At 64.0% G+C, this 13,196-nt stretch carries 18 protein-coding genes; 6 read left to right on the forward strand and 12 right to left on the reverse strand.

The window, feature by feature from the left end; translation table 11 throughout:
• Window positions 1-219 precede the first annotated feature (219 nt).
• The gene (rssB, locus tag WFQ67_RS22035; RefSeq protein WP_337058171.1) at window positions 220-1,404 is read left to right on the forward strand and encodes a two-component system response regulator RssB; all 1,185 of its coding nucleotides are present in this window, start codon (window positions 220-222) and stop codon (window positions 1,402-1,404) included.
• On the forward strand, window positions 1,401-1,883 hold the full coding sequence (gene rssC, locus WFQ67_RS22040; RefSeq protein WP_021219130.1) for an anti-sigma factor antagonist RssC: 483 nt from the start codon (window positions 1,401-1,403) through the stop codon (window positions 1,881-1,883). The genes rssB and rssC overlap by 4 nt, the downstream gene beginning before the upstream one ends.
• 63 nt (window positions 1,884-1,946) lie before the next feature.
• Here rssC and tal read toward each other — a convergent pair whose 3' ends face one another.
• Window positions 1,947-2,873, reverse strand: a complete 927-nt coding sequence (gene tal, locus WFQ67_RS22045; protein ID WP_213629579.1) for a transaldolase — start codon at window positions 2,871-2,873, stop codon at window positions 1,947-1,949.
• A 299-nt stretch (window positions 2,874-3,172) separates the two neighbouring features.
• On the opposite strand from tal, the gene WFQ67_RS22050 reads away from it, so the two are divergent.
• Complete coding sequence (locus WFQ67_RS22050) at window positions 3,173-3,478, forward strand: hypothetical protein (protein WP_173174357.1); 306 nt, start codon at window positions 3,173-3,175, stop codon at window positions 3,476-3,478.
• On the opposite strand, the gene dusA is transcribed toward WFQ67_RS22050, so the two are convergent.
• Window positions 3,448-4,458 carry a tRNA dihydrouridine(20/20a) synthase DusA gene (gene dusA, locus WFQ67_RS22055; protein ID WP_337058172.1) on the reverse strand — a complete coding sequence of 337 codons (1,011 nt, stop codon included), beginning with the start codon at window positions 4,456-4,458 and terminating at the stop codon, window positions 3,448-3,450. The genes WFQ67_RS22050 and dusA overlap by 31 nt on opposite strands.
• Before the next feature lie 103 nt (window positions 4,459-4,561).
• Between dusA and WFQ67_RS22060 the strand changes: the two genes are divergently transcribed.
• Window positions 4,562-5,698: a site-specific integrase gene (locus WFQ67_RS22060; RefSeq protein ID WP_337058173.1), complete on the forward strand. Its 1,137-nt coding sequence runs from the start codon at window positions 4,562-4,564 to the stop codon at window positions 5,696-5,698.
• A gap of 9 nt (window positions 5,699-5,707) precedes the next feature.
• Here the strand turns inward: WFQ67_RS22060 and WFQ67_RS22065 are convergent, their stop codons facing one another.
• The 8 genes from WFQ67_RS22065 to WFQ67_RS22100 form a co-directional block, all read right to left on the reverse strand.
• Window positions 5,708-5,989, reverse strand: coding sequence for a pyocin activator PrtN family protein (locus WFQ67_RS22065; RefSeq protein ID WP_337058174.1), 282 nt, complete (start codon window positions 5,987-5,989; stop codon window positions 5,708-5,710).
• A 315-nt stretch (window positions 5,990-6,304) separates the two neighbouring features.
• Window positions 6,305-6,931: a hypothetical protein gene (locus WFQ67_RS22070; RefSeq protein WP_337058175.1), complete on the reverse strand. Its 627-nt coding sequence runs from the start codon at window positions 6,929-6,931 to the stop codon at window positions 6,305-6,307.
• Window positions 6,928-7,584: a hypothetical protein gene (locus tag WFQ67_RS22075; RefSeq protein ID WP_337058176.1), complete on the reverse strand. Its 657-nt coding sequence runs from the start codon at window positions 7,582-7,584 to the stop codon at window positions 6,928-6,930. The genes WFQ67_RS22070 and WFQ67_RS22075 overlap by 4 nt, the downstream gene beginning before the upstream one ends.
• Window positions 7,585-7,586: 2 nt before the next feature.
• Window positions 7,587-7,922 (reverse strand): DUF4406 domain-containing protein, encoded by a 336-nt coding sequence (locus WFQ67_RS22080; RefSeq protein ID WP_337058177.1) that lies wholly within the window; start codon window positions 7,920-7,922, stop codon window positions 7,587-7,589.
• Window positions 7,922-8,566 carry a dATP/dGTP pyrophosphohydrolase domain-containing protein gene (locus WFQ67_RS22085; protein ID WP_337058178.1) on the reverse strand — a complete coding sequence of 215 codons (645 nt, stop codon included), beginning with the start codon at window positions 8,564-8,566 and terminating at the stop codon, window positions 7,922-7,924. The genes WFQ67_RS22080 and WFQ67_RS22085 overlap by 1 nt, the downstream gene beginning before the upstream one ends.
• Window positions 8,567-8,706: 140 nt before the next feature.
• Window positions 8,707-8,919: a hypothetical protein gene (locus tag WFQ67_RS22090; protein ID WP_337058179.1), complete on the reverse strand. Its 213-nt coding sequence runs from the start codon at window positions 8,917-8,919 to the stop codon at window positions 8,707-8,709.
• Window positions 8,912-9,331: a VVA0879 family protein gene (locus WFQ67_RS22095; protein WP_337058180.1), complete on the reverse strand. Its 420-nt coding sequence runs from the start codon at window positions 9,329-9,331 to the stop codon at window positions 8,912-8,914. Before WFQ67_RS22095 ends, WFQ67_RS22090 begins: the two co-directional genes overlap by 8 nt.
• Window positions 9,328-9,570 (reverse strand): hypothetical protein, encoded by a 243-nt coding sequence (locus WFQ67_RS22100; protein WP_337058181.1) that lies wholly within the window; start codon window positions 9,568-9,570, stop codon window positions 9,328-9,330. Before WFQ67_RS22100 ends, WFQ67_RS22095 begins: the two co-directional genes overlap by 4 nt.
• A 110-nt stretch (window positions 9,571-9,680) precedes the next feature.
• On the opposite strand from WFQ67_RS22100, the gene WFQ67_RS22105 reads away from it, so the two are divergent.
• A complete protein-coding gene (locus WFQ67_RS22105) occupies window positions 9,681-9,959 on the forward strand; it encodes a hypothetical protein (RefSeq protein ID WP_337058182.1) in 279 nt (92 codons plus the stop codon).
• A 67-nt stretch (window positions 9,960-10,026) separates the two neighbouring features.
• On the opposite strand, the gene WFQ67_RS22110 is transcribed toward WFQ67_RS22105, so the two are convergent.
• A complete protein-coding gene (locus WFQ67_RS22110) occupies window positions 10,027-11,940 on the reverse strand; it encodes a DNA cytosine methyltransferase (protein WP_337058381.1) in 1,914 nt (637 codons plus the stop codon).
• A 113-nt stretch (window positions 11,941-12,053) separates the two neighbouring features.
• Between WFQ67_RS22110 and WFQ67_RS22115 the strand changes: the two genes are divergently transcribed.
• The gene (locus WFQ67_RS22115; RefSeq protein ID WP_337058183.1) at window positions 12,054-12,299 is read left to right on the forward strand and encodes a hypothetical protein; all 246 of its coding nucleotides are present in this window, start codon (window positions 12,054-12,056) and stop codon (window positions 12,297-12,299) included.
• Here WFQ67_RS22115 and WFQ67_RS22120 read toward each other — a convergent pair.
• Window positions 12,289-13,164, reverse strand: a complete 876-nt coding sequence (locus WFQ67_RS22120) for a DNA adenine methylase (RefSeq protein WP_337058184.1) — start codon at window positions 13,162-13,164, stop codon at window positions 12,289-12,291. The genes WFQ67_RS22115 and WFQ67_RS22120 overlap by 11 nt on opposite strands.
• Between the last annotated feature and the right edge of the window lie 32 nt (window positions 13,165-13,196).

The raw sequence follows: 13,196 nt of genomic DNA on the forward strand, positions 1-13,196 counted from the left end.
TGCCACTGTCCTCTTGTATTTGATGGACTCTCCCCGAGCTTCTTATAACTCCCGTCGATTTCTTGTGTAAAGGCAGGTTTCGACAATCGGTGCACGCTTGAATCGCCCCGCGGATGGGAGTACCGTCTGCGCCTTGAAGCGAACCCCCATACGCGCACCAGGGCCTTGGGCCGGGTGTTCAACCAGCCCGTCCCCCGGCGCCGTTTGCCTGGATACTCCATGCACAATACCAGTGCCAAGCTGCTGATCATCGATGACGACGAGGTAGTGCGCGCAAGCCTTGCAGCCTATCTGGAAGACAGTGGTTTCAGCGTCCTGCAGGCTGCCAATGGCTTGCAGGGGCTGCAGGTTTTCGAGCAGGAACATCCCGATCTGGTGATCTGCGACCTGCGCATGCCCCAGGTCGACGGCCTCGAACTCATCCGCCGCATCAATCAACTGCAATCCGATACCCCGGTCATCGTCGTGTCCGGCGCGGGTGTCATGAGCGATGCCGTCGAGGCCTTGCGCCTGGGTGCCGCCGACTACCTGATCAAGCCCCTGGAAGACCTGGCGGTGCTCGAGCACTCCGTGCACCGGGCCCTGGATCGCTACGCCCTGCGCGTCGAGAACCAGCGCTACCGCGAGGAGCTGGAAGCGGCCAACCGCGAGCTCCAGGCCAGCCTGCACCTGCTGCAGGAAGATCAGAACGCCGGGCGCCAGGTGCAGATGAACATGCTGCCGGTGACGCCCTGGACGGTGGACGGACTGAAATTCGCCCACCAGATCATCCCGTCGCTCTACCTGTCGGGGGACTTCGTCGACTACTTCCGCGTGGACGAGCGCCGCGTCGCCTTCTACCTGGCCGATGTCTCGGGCCATGGCGCATCCTCGGCCTTCGTCACCGTGCTGCTGAAGTTCATGACCACCCGGCTGCTCTACGAGTCCCGACGTGGCGGCATGCTTCCCGAGTTCAAGCCTTCCGATGTGCTCGGCCACATCAACCGCGGCCTGATCAACTGCAAGCTGGGCAAGCACGTGACCATGCTCGGCGGGGTGATAGACGAAGAAAGCGGTCTGCTGACCTACAGCATCGGCGGGCACCTGCCGCTGCCGGTGCTGTTCAGCGAAGGCAAGGCACGCTACCTGAGCGGGCGTGGCCTGCCCGTCGGACTCTTCGATGAGGCGAGCTATGAGGACCAGGTCCTCGAGCTGCCGCCATCCTTCAGCCTGACCCTTTTATCCGACGGCATTCTGGACCTTTTGCCGGGAGATACGCTCAAAGAAAAAGAAGCCGCGCTACCGGAACTGGTGTGCACGGCAGGTGGCAGTCTGGATGGCTTGCGACAGGTGTTTGGACTGGCCAATCTGGGCGAGATGCCGGATGATATCGCCTTGCTGGTGTTGAGCAGGAACCTTGCATGAGTACCGGTAAAATCCAGTTTGCCGAGCAGGACGGAACCTTCGTCCTGAAGTTCGTCGGTGAAATTCGCCTTACCTTGTGTTCGGCTCTGGATGCGACCATTGAAAAGATCTTCTCCGCGCTGAATTTCTCTGCGATCGTCATTGATCTCACGGAAACTCGCAGCATCGACAGCACCACGCTCGGCCTCCTGGCCAAGTTGTCGATCCTTTCGCGGCAGAAGGTGGGACTGTTGCCGACCGTGGTGACCACCCATCCGGACATCACCCGACTCTTGCAGTCGATGGGGTTCGACCAGGTGTTCAACATCGTCGGCAAACCGCTGCCATGCCCGGAATGCCTGGAAGACCTGCCTCCGCAGGACCAGACCGAGGACGTGGTACGCACCAAGGTGCTGGAAGCACACCGCATCCTGATGGGGCTCAACGAGTCCAATCGAGAAGCCTTCCACGATCTGGTGAGCGCCCTCGAGCGCAGCTGATCGTCTTTCCCCTGATTGGTGAACCCGCGCGCGCAGCCTTGTGGCTGCGCGCGCGTTTTTATTTCAGGCGCGGGCCTTGAGCAGGGCTTCGAGCTTTTCCTGATCGCGGGCGAACAGGCGGATGCCTTCGGCGAGCTTCTCGGTGGCCATCGCATCTTCGTTGAACTGCCAGCGGAACTGGGCCTGGTCCAGTGCGACGCGTGCTTCGTTTTCGCTGCCGGCGCTGAGCCTGCGCTCCAGGCTGCCCTGGTCGTCCGCGAGCTGTTGCAGCAGGTCGGGGCTGATGGTCAGGCGGTCGCAACCGGCCAATTGCTCGATCTGGCCGAGGTTGCGGAAGCTCGCGCCCATCACCACGGTGTCGTAGCCGTGGGCCTTGTAGTAGCGGTAGATGCGCGAGACCGACTGCACACCCGGGTCTTCGGTGCCTGCGAAGTCGCGGCCCTCGGCCTTCTTGTACCAGTCGTAGATACGGCCGACGAAAGGCGAGATGAGGAAGACCCCGGCATCGGCGCAGGCGACCGCCTGGGCGAAGTTGAACAGCAGGGTCAGGTTGGTCTGGATGCCGTCGCGCTCCAGTTGCTCGGCGGCGCGGATGCCTTCCCAGGTGGAGGCGATCTTGATCAGCACGCGGTCGCGACCGATGCCGGCCTTGTTGTACAGGCCGATCAGGCGCTCGGCGCGGCGCAGCGTGGCCTGGGTATCGAAGGACAGGCGGGCGTCGACTTCCGTGGAGATACGGCCCGGGATCACCTTGAGGATCTCCTGGCCCACGGCGACGCCGAAGCGGTCGCAGGCCAGGCCCAGATCGCCCGCGCTGCCGGCCACGGCTGCATCGAGCAGTTCCGCGTAGCGGGGCAGGGCGGCGGCCTTGAGCAGCAGCGAGGGGTTGGTGGTGGCGTCGACCGGCTTGAGGCGGGCGATGGCGTCGAGGTCTCCGGTGTCGGCGACCACGGTGGTGAACTGCTTGAGTTGATCCAGCTTGGATGTCATGGACGAAGCCTTGTCGTTGCAGATTGCATGACCTTACCCGAGCTCCCTGGCGCGCTCAACGGGGCGGCGCGGGTAAATTCGCGGCCCTGTCCCGCGTCTTTCTCCCTGAAGGGATCGAGCGGAAGCGCCGCCCCTGTCTGACCGCCGGATTCGGTTTTTTTTCCGTTTTTCTTGCGGGTTTTTCGTTCTCGTCCGTCTTTATTGTTAGAGCCCCTGGTTTTCCAGGGGAAAAGAGGCCGGCAGGACCGCCAGCTTCCATGCAAGCCGAACAGGCAACAGATACATCAAGGAGTCATGCCATGCCGATGAGCGACCACCAGCACCTGCGCCACCTGCTGCAGGAGGCCGGCCTGAAAGCCAGCCTGCCTCGCCTGAAAGTACTGGAGGTGCTCTGCGACGCCAGCCAGGAAAGCGGCGGCATATCCACCCGGTTGCTGCACGAACGCCTGAATGCCGCCGGTGAACCCCTCTCGCTGATCAGCGTGCGCCAGGTGCTCGGCCGCATGCTGGAGAGCGGCCTGGTCGTGCCCGGAGGGCATAAGGGGTATTGCCTGGCACCGAGCCAGAACGCGGCTCAGTGGCCGCGCAGCAGCTCGGTGGCCTGATCCAGCAACCCCAGCGGGTCGGTGGTCTTGTGCACGTCCACCGAGAGCAACTGGCGGAAACGCCGTGCACCGGGGAAGCCCTGGCCCAGGCCCAGTACATGGCGGGTGATGTGATGCATCTGCCCGCCCTCGGCGATGTGCCTTTCTATATAGGGGCGCAATGCCGCCAGGGCCTCGGCGCGGGTTGGTTGCGGCCTGTCGTCGCCGAATAGCCGCGCATCCACGCCCGCCAGCAGGTAGGGGTTGTGATAGGCCTCGCGGCCGAGCATCACGCCGTCGAACACCTCCAGATGCGTCGCGCACTCGTCCAGCGTCTTGATGCCGCCGTTGAGGATCAGCTCCAGATCCGGGAAATCCTTCTTCAACTGCGCGGCGACGTCGTAGCGCAGCGGCGGGATTTCACGGTTTTCCTTCGGCGACAGCCCTTCGAGGATCGCGATGCGCGCGTGCACGGTGAAGCTGCGGCAGCCCGCTTCCCGCACCTGGCCGACGAAATCGCATAGTTCGGCATAGCTGTCGCGACCGTTGATGCCGATGCGGTGCTTGACCGTCACCGGAATCGCCACCGCATCCAGCATCGCCTTCACGCAGTCGGCCACCAGGGCCGGATGGCCCATCAGGCAGGCGCCGATCATGTTGTTCTGCACCCGGTCGCTGGGGCAGCCGACATTGAGGTTCACCTCGTCATAGCCCGCTTCCTCCGCAAAGCGTGCGCAAGCCGCCAGGTCCGCCGGTACGCTGCCACCCAACTGCAACGCCAGCGGGTGCTCCGCCTCGTCGTGGCGGAGGAAACGCGCCCGATCCCCTTGCAGAAGTGCCCCGGTGGTGACCATCTCCGTATACAGCAGCGCATGGCGCGAGAGCAGGCGCAGAAAGAACCGACAATTTCTATCCGTCCAATCCATCATCGGCGCAACGGAGAAGCGGCGGGACAGCGCAGGGCGCGTGGTTTCTGGCTTTGAGGCTGATTCTAGGGGCATCTGGTTACATCTGATTTGCTACCATTTCCTGCCGTTTCCGCTTGTTTTCCGACCCCTCTTGCTACAATGTAGCAAATCAAATTCCCCGTGTAGCAAATGGAAAATGGGTTCGATTACTTCGAGGAAACGGCGAGACGGCAGTGTTGGTTACACCGCTCAGATTCGTATCTGGCGCGAAGGGCGCACAGTTTATCAAGAATCCCAGACCTTCGAGCGCAAGCAGGCCGCGCAGGCTTGGCTGAAGAAGCGCGAGACCGAACTGGCGGTGCCAGGCGCGTTGGAGCGCGCGGGCCGGAAGGCGGTGCTGGTGCGAGAGATGATCGACCAGTACCTGGAAGAGCACGAGCGAATCCGACCGCTGGGCGAGACCAAGCGGACTGCGCTAAAGGCGATTGGCCGGACCTGGCTGGGTGATGTCGCTGATCGAGACCTCACCACGCAGCGTTTCGTGGAGTTCGCCCAGTGGCGTATGTCGCCCGAAGGTGGTGACGTCATGCCGTCGACCATAGGAAATGATCTGGCCCACCTCAGTTCCGTCCTGTCTGTAGCAAAGGCGGCCTGGAACTATGATATCGATCCCCACGCCATCGGCGATGCACGCAAGGTGCTCAAGCAGTTGGGGGCAAATCCCCGTAGCAAAGAGCGAAAGCGCCGGCCGACACTCGAAGAGCTCGACACACTCCTCCGCCACTTCTTCGATACGTTGAGATGGAAACCCACCGCTGTCCATATGCCTAAGGTCACGGCATTTGCCATCTTCTCAGCTCGGCGGCAGGAGGAGATCTGCAGCCTTCGCTGGGAAGACCTGGATGTGAAAGGTCGGCAGATCCTAGTCCGGGACATGAAGCACCCTGATCAGAAGGAAGGCAACGACGTCTGGGCTCACCTGACCGATGAGGCGCTCAGGATCATTGAGTCCATGCCAAGGGAGTGCCCAGAGATTTTTCCGTTTCATGCCCAGACCATCAGCCGCATCTGGACGGACACCTGTAAGTTCTACGAGATCGAGGACTTGCACTTTCACGACCTTCGCCACGATGGCGTCAGCCGCTTGTTCGAAATGGATTGGGATATTCCGAGGGTGGCCAGCGTATCGGGCCACAGGAATTGGAACTCGCTACGCCGGTATACGCACTTGCGAGGGAGGGGGGACCCCTACGAGGGGTGGGAGTGGCTGGAGAAGATCATAGCGGCGCCCGTGGTGTTGGGCGCGCGGGTGAGGAGGAAGAATGGAGGCTAGCGCCTCCGTTCAACTGACGCGCCGGACGTGCCGGCCATGGAGCTTGTCATTCTCTAGTTTGGCGCGGCTGTGTTGGTCCTCCAGGTACTTCGCCAGGTCGGTGAGCGCGACACCCTTGGCGGACTTCTGGCTGCCCTCCATGCGGACGATCGGAAGGTCGATGGCGCCAGCCAGCACTTTCTGCTGGAACTTTTCCGGGGTCAGGTGGCTGAAATAGTCTGCGCAGACGCGCTCCAGGGGAATGATGGCCATGCCGTTGTACTGGGCCATCAGCAGGAAAGTTTTGTTCAAAGTGAGTCCTCCCCGCCGGCAGCGCCGGCAGGTTGAAGTGGGAAACAGGGGTCAGTTGTGGGCGTTGATCGTGTAGCCGAGCAGACTCTGGAGCGGGTTGGGTCGCTGCCCTTGAGGGTGGATGCCTATGCGAGCCTCCAGCCCGTCCAGGCTTACCGTGGCGCCGTCGTAGTTCAGTCCGGGCTGCAGGCCCATGAAACTGCATGGGCACACCGCAATCTCGGCAGGTGATGCGGATCTCGGCCAGGAAGCGTCCCTTTTCTTCAATTCGCGCCACTCCGACCGATGCGTTGAAGCTCTCGTGTTTGCAGGCCATCACTCGTTCACCTCAGCATGGAGAAGGTCCTCGCCCTGCTGAGATATCTCCCAAAGCGCTGGGCTGCGCTGCACACGGTTCAGCAGTTCGAGTTGCGTCAGCAGATCCAGCCAGTGGCGCCCGATGTCCACGCCGCCCGACCCGGGATCCTCTGCGCAACTGTAGAAACGCCGCATTTTCGCCAACACCTTCTTCGCGAACGGTGGCCAATGCGTGCCGATCGCGCCGAGCTGCTGGGGTGGGAGCGCGTAGAGTTCCCTTGCTTCGTAGCCTCCGGGGAATGCTTCGGGCTCCCGCTTCACCCAGTCGAAGTGGCCGCGGCTACACTTGGCCCACTCCTCGTCGGTGAAGCGTGATTGCCACGCCACCGGCTCCTGCTCCCTGATCGCGGTGAGCTGGGCATTCATCAGCTTGCCGGCCTCAAGCGCTGTGTCCCAGGCTGCTTGCATCTCAGCCAGCAGTTTGTCCCGGTGCTGCAGCTCGCCGCGCAGGCGCTCGCACTCCTCGGCATACTGGCGGTACTCCTCACGCAACTGGGCCAGCCAGGCGCTGCTTACCTGTTCCGTGCCCGCCGGCGAGCAGCTGCAGCGGTCAGGATGGGCATTAGGTTGCTGGCAGCGGATCATGCGTCACCCCCTTGGCTGGGAAGTTCCGAATATCCGTCAACCTGTACCAGCGACGACCCGCAATCCGGGCATCCGCATTGCGACTTCGGCCGGTCCATGGTCTTGCACCAGTCTGCAGGCGCAGCCGGCTGCAGGTGCGGGTTCAGGCGCAGGAGTTCGGCGTTGTAGGCGTTCCACCCCTTGGCCTCGTGATACGTCGCCATCATCACGTCGGGCAGGCCTTTGATCGGCGGCATCACGACAGCCTGCTGCTGTTCGGATGCAGGCAGGGTGCCGTGCTGCTCGGCATTGTGTGCAACGTGAATTGAGCGGCTGCGGTTCCAAGCTGCCTCTTCATTGACGAACTCGTCGTGAATGCCTTGGCGGTACCCGTCCAAGAATGCAGTCCGGATCGCCGCAGGTACGGAGGAGAGCACTGTGGGAGGGGGGGAGAGCGCCGCTTCACCCACTCGCAACAACGCCTCTTTCCCATGACGAAGGATCGCGCCGAAATCCAAAGAACTTTGCTGGCTGCCAAGCTTCGCCTCCGCCTCCATTGGCTGGGCGGCAAGCGCTGCAGCGGCATTGCGCAGCAGATCCACGACACGGCCGCGCCGGTGCTCGGCCTCCGCCAGCAGGTCGCTGGCGAGTTGTTCGCGTTGTTCCTTGTTCATGGTCAGTGCTCCAGGACGGCGTCGGCCGGCTCTTGGTAGGGCTCGGTGATGCTCTTGGTGGCGATAACTTGGAAGCCGAACTGCACCGCATTGGCGCGCTCCAGCAGGGCGCCAGGGGAGTCGATCCAGCCGGGCAGAAGGGCGATGGTGTCGCAGCCCAGCAGCGCCTGAACGTCGACGCGCATGCATATATGGCGGGGCGTACCGGGCGGGTTCAGCTCGGCGGGGTTCTCGACCTGGTAGCCCAAGGCGCGCAGGCGAGCGGCCTCGGCGTTGAAGGCCGGGCGGTTCTCGTCGGGCAGTCCGGTCATGGGACCGGAGAGGTAGATGCGCTTCATCACGGCAGCACCTCCTCGGCGATCTTGCGGGCCTGCTCAAGCGAGTCGGCCTTGATGCGCGTCCAGTTCTTTCCCCACTCCTGCGTCAATCCGCCCTGGTCGCGGAAGAATTGGCCGCCCTTCACGAAAACCTTGTTGCCCGCGTTGCGGTGAGCGAAATAGGTCTGATCGTCGATCGGATCACCAACGCGGTCGTGCTCGATTGCCTTGTCGAGCGGGGCAGAGCGCCAGTCCGGCCAGGTGCGAGCCTCGTTCCTTGCCTGCTTGGCGACCAAGGCGTCGATGATCTGCGCGGGCGTGGCACCGGAGCGCCAGGCGCCGTCCAGGGCCAGGATGACGACATCGATCCATTCGGCCAGGTCGCCAGGGCTGGCCTCAATCTCCCTGAGCTCCTTGCGGATGTGATCGATCACGCCAGCGGCCCGCGGGCCAGGACCGAAGGTGCGCTCGCTAAATTCGCGCTGGCGCTGCAGGTGGGCGGCGAAATCGAAGGTATCCAGGCGGCCGCGTGCGCGACCCATCTCGTAGGCCTTGTCCTGGAACTCCATCAGCCGATCGTTGGCGCCGCCGAACAGCACGTCCATGTAGGTGTCGTGCAGCTTCTCGATTGCGGCCTGGTCTTCGGGGTGGTTTTGCTTGGGCACGGTTGTTCCCTCCGGCGCGGTGCGCAGAGTCGGTGAGTAGAAGGTGGGTTACTGCGGTGTGGCTGGTGCTGGCGGCCGGCAGCGAATGCAGGTGCACTGCCCGATGCGCAGGCCGGTGGAGCGGCAGAAGGTGGGGACGTTCACTGGTTCTGCCCGCCGCGCCGGACAACGCTGTGCAGCGAGTCGAAGTGGTTGGCCTGGCGGAAATCGGTGCAGATCACGATGGTGTCGGTGCCGTCCTGGCGGTAGATCGGCATCTTCTCGAAGGGCTTGGAGCTGCAGTCATTGTGGCAGTCCGCGCAGTTCTTGCAGCGGGCCTGGCGCGGGTAGTGCTTGATCGCTCGCTTAGTCACAGCTGCCGCCCTCGCTGTCGACTCCCTCAGCGCAGGCGGAAGCGGTCAGCCCCTTCGCTTGCATGTGGGCCAGGGCTTCCTCCGGGCTGGCGGGCTCGAACTGCGGGTAGCGTTTGCCGTCCTCCGTGACTACCTCCAACTCGTGCATCCGGAAGAGGCCGCCGAGTGTCCAGTTGCAGCCCTTGCCTTGGCCTTTCATCTCGGACGGGCTACCGGCGCCGGTGTAGCGACCGACGCAGTTGAAGGCCAGGTAGAGCTCAACGGCCTCGAACTTGTCACCAACGCCGGCGGCGATCAGGTCGGCAGCGGACTGGACCGTACTGCACATCGGGCAGCGCCAGGCCATGTGTTCGCGGGGTACACCCTGCGCCTTCAGGGCGCTGCGGTACTCGTCCAGGGTTACGGTTTTCATTCAGTAGGCTCCGTGAATAGGTCCGGCCCCGGGCGCTTCGCCCGGCGCAGCGGAAGGTCGTGGGTAGGGAAGAAACTGTGGCGCGCCGCCAGCCAGCCCTTGTAGGGCCAGCCGGAGCGCTTGCTCCACGGGTAGCTGTCGTCAATGGCCTTGGCGATCGCCTGGGCGTCCTGGCCGTCGGCTAGGGCCTGCTGGTGCACTTGGTGCATGTGCTGCCAGCTGCGGGTGTACCAGGTCATATGCGTCGCTCCTTAGGCTGGGCGCGCTTCGGCCGCACCTTGGTGGCGCTTGGGGAGGAAGTGGGTTAGGTTCAGATCGCCCGGCATGGGGCCGGTACAAGGAGGCTTAAATGGAACTTTCCGATGTAAAGCACACCATCAAATTGAGTTCTGATGAGAGTTTCGGCTGCGCTTTTTGCAGCCAGAGTCTGGGAACCTCGATTGATTGGGACATCAATCATTTGATCCAAATCCATGGCGGCAAGCTTCTTCACGTTGGCAGCGAATCACTTAGTTCGGCCGGTGAGGCGCCGTATCTAGCGACAGTTGCGCTAATTGGTTTCTCAGAAGTCCCGCCTCCGAAAGCCGCAACAGCACGCTTCACTACCCAGTTGCCCCCCGCATCCTGAGACATGTCTGCCTGCAGGCAATTTAGTGTTACCTGCAGGCAGACTCGGCTGCATATGTCTCTTTGGCTTATTTCTGAGGCATCTGTGCAACGCTCAGCCCCACTGCCACCGGACGCACCCAGACCGGCATGCTGCTCAGGATGAAGGTTTCGCCGAGCTCGGCCAGCAGCAGGGTGGTGCCCATCACGTGGGCGATCGCCTCGGCCGCTGCCGGCGGAACGGCGTTGCCGATGCGCTCGCGCCAGTCGCTGTCGCTGAGCCCGTCCAGCTCCAACTGCTCTTCCGGGTCCACCAGGCTCTGCAGGGCAGCCAGCTCCAGGGTGGTGAAGGGACGGTGCCAGGTGCCGTCGAGCGACTGGATGATGCAGGTGAGGCGTTCATCGGCCGCCGGCATGCGCGGGTCGGCGACGCTCCAGCGGCCGTTGTCGCAGCGCGCACTGGCGGAAACGGCGCCGGCCGGCTGATCGAAGGCCACCACGCCGTAGTGGCCGCCGGTGAGGTAGTTGTCACCCTTGCCGCGGTGCAGGGCGCGCGGATCGGCGATCGACAGCGCGCCGCTGGCCACCTGCTGGGAACCTGTGACGGTGCCGGCGGTGCCAGCCCAGGGCACCACATTCAGCTTCCGGCTCGACGCTCCGGGGTGCCAGTTGTGGTAGCGAGGATCTGCGACGGCCTGGCCGCCCGAGCTGGGCCCGTGGCCGCTGGTCACCGTGCCGGCGTGCTGGTCCATGCCGATGACGCGGAACACGTTGTTATGGCGCACGCCGCTCGGGCGCGGATCTGCCACGGCGAAGGCGCCCTGCCCGGTGGTGCTGGCCGCGATTACAGTGCCGGCGTGGTCGTCCCAGTCGGTGACCGGGTATTTGCCGAAGCTCTGGCCACGCGGGTCGGCTACTGCGAATTTCCCTTGCCCGGGCGACTTCTGCCCGGTGATGGTCCCGGCGGTCTCGCGCCAGTTCAGCACCCCGAACTGCTGCCCGTAGTTCCAGCGGGCGGAAGCCTCATAGCGCGGATCGGCAACCGAGAACGCGCCGTTGGTGGGACTGCTGCGGCCGGCGACGGTGCCCATGGTCTCGTCCCAGCCGTGAACGCCCATGTAGCCGCTCCGGTAGGCCGGGACGATCACCAGGTCGCGCAGGTAGCCGTCTTCGATCGCCAGCTTGTTCAGGCTGCGCCAGTCGCCGCCGGCTTCGACCAGGGCGAGACGCACCCAGGTCTTCCACTGCAGGGACGGAACGCGGTGCATCGGGCCGGCGGCAGCGATATCGCCTGCCAGCGGCATGCGGCCCAGGATGTCGCCCACGGCGCGCAGGCTCTTCTTCTCCGGCTCGTACAGGAAGGGCGGGACTTTCTCGACGTGGCGCGCCACCAACAGGAAGCGCTTCCGGCTCTGGGCCAAGCCGCCCAGCTCGCCGCAGTCGTGGGTGGTCTCGGCCACCGCGTAGCCGTAGAAGCTGAGCAGGCTGTTGATCTGGTCCAGCAGGTGGCGGGCCCGGGTGGCCAGGCGCGGAACGTTCTCGAACACGATCAGCGGGACCGGGTCGTCCTTCCAGGCCTCGCCCATCAGCCAGATGCAGCGCAGGGTCAGCTCGTTGAGGGCCTGGTACTTCGGCGTCAGGCTCATCTTCTCCGACAGCAGGCCGCTGGCGCCCTTGCAGGGGCTGGAGATGAAGACGGCGTCGGGGCGGATGCCGCGCGCTGCGCGCCTGATGTCTTCCGGGGTCGCTTCGCGCCAGCCGGCCGGCGGCTCCTTGCCGTGGAACCGGATGTACTGGTCACGGGTGAAGAGGTCCAGCAGGGTGCCGGGCACGCCGGCCAAGCGCTCGAAGTCGCGCAGTCCAGCGGGGTCGACGTCGATGCCGCCCAGGCATTCCCATTCCGCCTGCAGGTTGCCGACGACAGGCTTGGCGCGGTTGAACCCTTTGGCGCCGCCGCCCAGGCCGCAGCAGAAGTGGAAGTGGTAGAGGGTGCGTTTCTGCATCATGCGGCGGATTCCTTATGCTGGGCACGGCAAAGCCGCACCGTAGTGGCGCTATGAGATGGAGTGGACTAGGTTCGTGAGGCCCGGCATGGGGCCGGCCTAGGAGAAGCGAGATGACGTTTGTGGCTGTAGATGCAGAGGCAGGGCGCTATGAATATCGAGGTCACCAAGTGCACTTTGAGCTCCACATCGAGGATGACGGCAAAGTGAGCAAACTGGTGATTCACTATCCCCTGGAGCTCATGGGAGGTAGGGACGACCCTGACTTCCTCCACAATGGATGGGCTGACCGCACTTCAGCAATGCAAGCTGCGATGGAACGTGCAGCGCAGGTCATAGATCGCAAGCTCAACCGCTGAGGCGGCTGATTGTGTCGGGCTCCTTGGTGTCGTTGAAGATGTCGAGCTGGGCAAGGCCGCGCCGGGCGGCATCGTTGAGCCAGAGGCATTCGATGCGCTCCCGCGCGCCGTCGGCGAAGGCGTGGCGCTCCACGCGGTGCCAGCCGGCGAACAGCTCGTCGTAGAGGGGGCAGCGGTAGCCGGAGAGCAGCACCTTCCCCTGCAGGCCGAGCAGGAACTCGGCGAGGTGCTGGTGCTGGTCGTCCGTCAGCTCGTGGCGGTAGGACTTGCGGTGGTCGTTGTGGCGGACCTTCAGGCTGCGCGTGGAGTGCACGTAGGGTGGGTCCACGTAGTGCAGGACCTCCGGCCTATCGTGGTGCGCCATGACGGCCAGGGCGTCGCGGTTCTCCACCACCACGCCCTGCAGGCGGTCGGTTATCGCGGCCAGAGCGTCCGGGTAGTTCCTCCAGTCCAGTGCCGGCGCCGTTCCCGACCGAGTCGAGGAAGACCGGAACCCGGTGCGCTCACCACATGCCGATGCGCTGCCGAAGCCCTGGAAGCTACGCACCACCATCCGGCGGGCGCGCTCCAGCGGATCCGGCGCCGGCCCGTAACTGGCCTCGAATTCCTCGCGGGCGAAGGGCGTGAGCTGTAGCAGGCGGCGCAGTTCCTCGCCGTGGTCCCGCGCCATGCGGAACAGGTTCACCACGTCCCCGTCCAGGTCGTTGTAAATCTCGGCGTAGGAGCGTTCTTTGCGCAGCAGCACCGAGCCGCCGCCGCCGAAGGGCTCGACGTAGGTGTGGTGTGTGGAGAAGTGATCGATGATCCAGGGGGCGAGCAGCCACTTTCCGCCGTGGTAGCGGATGATCGGGCGAGAGACGGCCATGCTGGTTCCTTCTGCCAGGCACGGCAAAGCCG

The sequence above is a fragment of the Pseudomonas sp. USHLN015 genome, from assembly GCF_037153275.1.
GTDB lineage: Bacteria > Pseudomonadota > Gammaproteobacteria > Pseudomonadales > Pseudomonadaceae > Metapseudomonas > Metapseudomonas tohonis.

Excerpts from the sequence above, each read along its gene's own strand:
- WFQ67_RS22115 (WP_337058183.1), top strand. The coding sequence starts at position 12,054 with ATGACGTTTGTGGCTGTAGATGCAGAGGCAGGGCGCTATGAATATCGA.
- WFQ67_RS22050 (WP_173174357.1), top strand. The coding sequence starts at position 3,173 with ATGCCGATGAGCGACCACCAGCACCTGCGCCACCTGCTGCAGGAGGCC.
- WFQ67_RS22100 (WP_337058181.1), bottom strand. The coding sequence starts at position 9,570 with ATGACCTGGTACACCCGCAGCTGGCAGCACATGCACCAAGTGCACCAG.
- rssB (WP_337058171.1), top strand. The coding sequence starts at position 220 with ATGCACAATACCAGTGCCAAGCTGCTGATCATCGATGACGACGAGGTA.
- WFQ67_RS22080 (WP_337058177.1), bottom strand. The coding sequence starts at position 7,922 with ATGAAGCGCATCTACCTCTCCGGTCCCATGACCGGACTGCCCGACGAG.
- WFQ67_RS22060 (WP_337058173.1), top strand. The coding sequence starts at position 4,562 with ATGGGTTCGATTACTTCGAGGAAACGGCGAGACGGCAGTGTTGGTTAC.
- dusA (WP_337058172.1), bottom strand. The coding sequence starts at position 4,458 with ATGCCCCTAGAATCAGCCTCAAAGCCAGAAACCACGCGCCCTGCGCTG.
- WFQ67_RS22070 (WP_337058175.1), bottom strand. The coding sequence starts at position 6,931 with ATGATCCGCTGCCAGCAACCTAATGCCCATCCTGACCGCTGCAGCTGC.
- WFQ67_RS22095 (WP_337058180.1), bottom strand. The coding sequence starts at position 9,331 with ATGAAAACCGTAACCCTGGACGAGTACCGCAGCGCCCTGAAGGCGCAG.
- WFQ67_RS22105 (WP_337058182.1), top strand. The coding sequence starts at position 9,681 with ATGGAACTTTCCGATGTAAAGCACACCATCAAATTGAGTTCTGATGAG.
- tal (WP_213629579.1), bottom strand. The coding sequence starts at position 2,873 with ATGACATCCAAGCTGGATCAACTCAAGCAGTTCACCACCGTGGTCGCC.
- WFQ67_RS22075 (WP_337058176.1), bottom strand. The coding sequence starts at position 7,584 with ATGAACAAGGAACAACGCGAACAACTCGCCAGCGACCTGCTGGCGGAG.
- WFQ67_RS22110 (WP_337058381.1), bottom strand. The coding sequence starts at position 11,940 with ATGCAGAAACGCACCCTCTACCACTTCCACTTCTGCTGCGGCCTGGGC.
- WFQ67_RS22120 (WP_337058184.1), bottom strand. The coding sequence starts at position 13,164 with ATGGCCGTCTCTCGCCCGATCATCCGCTACCACGGCGGAAAGTGGCTG.
- rssC (WP_021219130.1), top strand. The coding sequence starts at position 1,401 with ATGAGTACCGGTAAAATCCAGTTTGCCGAGCAGGACGGAACCTTCGTC.